Annotated in this window: 1 protein-coding gene; it reads left to right on the top strand. The window is 68.4% G+C overall.

The annotated features are described in order from the left end of the window. The coding region (locus tag ACZ6O5_RS31245) for a type I polyketide synthase (RefSeq protein WP_465981923.1) at window positions 1-1,871 on the top strand (1,871 nt) is incomplete at both ends.

Below are 1,871 nucleotides of genomic sequence, written 5' to 3'. Positions count from 1 at the left end.
CGTCGCAGCAGCGGGTGATCCGTCAGGCTTTGGCGAATGCGCGGTTGTCGCCGGGCGAGGTGGATGTGGTGGAAGCGCACGGCACGGGCACCACGCTGGGTGATCCGATCGAGGCGCAGGCGCTGATCGCCGCGTACGGCCAGGACCGGCCGGCGGATCAGCCGTTGCGGTTGGGGTCGGTGAAGTCGAACATCGGCCACACCATGGCGGCTGCGGGTGTCGCGGGGATCATCAAGATGGTCTTGGCGATGCGGCACGGCCTGATGCCCAAGACGCTGCACGTGGATGCGCCCTCGTCACATGTGGACTGGTCGACCGGATCGGTGCAGCTACTCACCGAGGCCGCACCATGGCCTGTCAATGGCCGGCCGCGGCGGGCTGGGGTGTCCTCGTTCGGGATCAGTGGCACCAACGCCCACCTCATCCTGGAGGAGGCCGATCCCGTACTGGACACGGCGTTGGGTCATGAGCTGGCCCCGCCGGCCGGTGGGGTGGTGCCGTGGTTGTTGTCGGCGAAGTCTGAGGTGGCGTTGCGGGCGCAGGCGCAGCGGTTGGCGGGGTTTGTGGTCGACCGGCCCGAGGTGGATCCGGTGATCGTGGGGCGGGCGTTGGTGGACGGCCGGGCGACCGGGTTCGCGCATCGGGGTGTGGTGCTCGGCCAGGATCGGTCGGTGTTGGTGGACGGGTTGCAGGCGCTGGCCTCTGGTGGTCAGGCGCCCGGGGTGGTGAGCGGGGTTGCGGGGTCTGGTCGGTTGGCGGTGATGTTTTCGGGGCAGGGGAGTCAGCGCCTCGGGATGGGTCTGGGCTTGTATGAGGCGTATCCGGTGTTCGCGGAGGCGTTCGATGAGGTCTGTGCGTCCTTCGACCGCCATCTGGAGCGGCCGTTGCGGGACGTGGTCGCGGGCGAGGCGCGGTTGTTGGATCAGACGGTGTATGCCCAGGCGGGGTTGTTCGCGGTGCAGGTGGCGTTGTACCGGTTGCTTGGTTCGTGGGCTGTGGTGCCGCAGTGTTTGGCGGGGCATTCGATTGGTGAGTTGAGTGCGGCTCATGTGGCGGGGGTGTGGGATCTGGCTGATGCGGTGGCGGTGGTGGCCGCGCGTGGCCGGTTGATGCAGGCGCTTCCTGCTGGTGGCGCCATGGTCGCGTTGACCGCCAGCGACACGGAAGCGCAGGAGTTGATTGCCGGGCATACCGACCTGGTGGGCGTCGCGGCGGTCAACGGTCCTCGTTCCACGGTGATTTCCGGTGATCAGACCGTGGTGTTGGAGTTGGCGCAGCAGTGGCGAGACGCTGGTGGTAAGGCGCGGCGGTTGCGGGTCAGTCACGCGTTCCATTCGCCGTTGATGGAGCCGATGTTGACCGAGTTCGCCGAGGTGTTGGGCGGGGTGGTGTGGCGGGAGCCGACTATCCCGGTGGTGTCCGGCACCCCGGGTGCGGATGTGACCGAACCGGGATACTGGTTGGCGCATGTCCGCCAGACGGTGCGGTACCACGACGCGGTGACCGCGCTGCGCGAGCAGGGCGTGGATGTCTTCCTCGAGCTGGGCCCGGACGGCACGCTGACCTCGATGGCCGACACCGACACCCCCGATGCAGGGGTGTGGCTGCCGGCGATGCGAGCCGACCGGGACGAGTCGGAGACACTGCTGACCGCGGTCGCCGGTGTCCACGTACACGGCGGGACCGTGGACTGGCCGCTACTGCTCGGCATGAGTACCGGCCCGGCCGAGGGCGTGGGCAGGGCGGTGGACGAGGCCATCGCGCTGCGGGCTGAGTTGCCGACTTATCCGTTTGAGCGTCAGCGGTTTTGGCCGGTGGTGCGGGGTGTGTCGGTGGGGGGTGGGGATGGTGGGTTTGATGCGGAGTTTTGG

The sequence above is a fragment of the Micromonospora sp. NPDC049201 genome (assembly GCF_055586805.1).
This window is presented reverse-complemented; position numbering and strand designations above follow the sequence as displayed.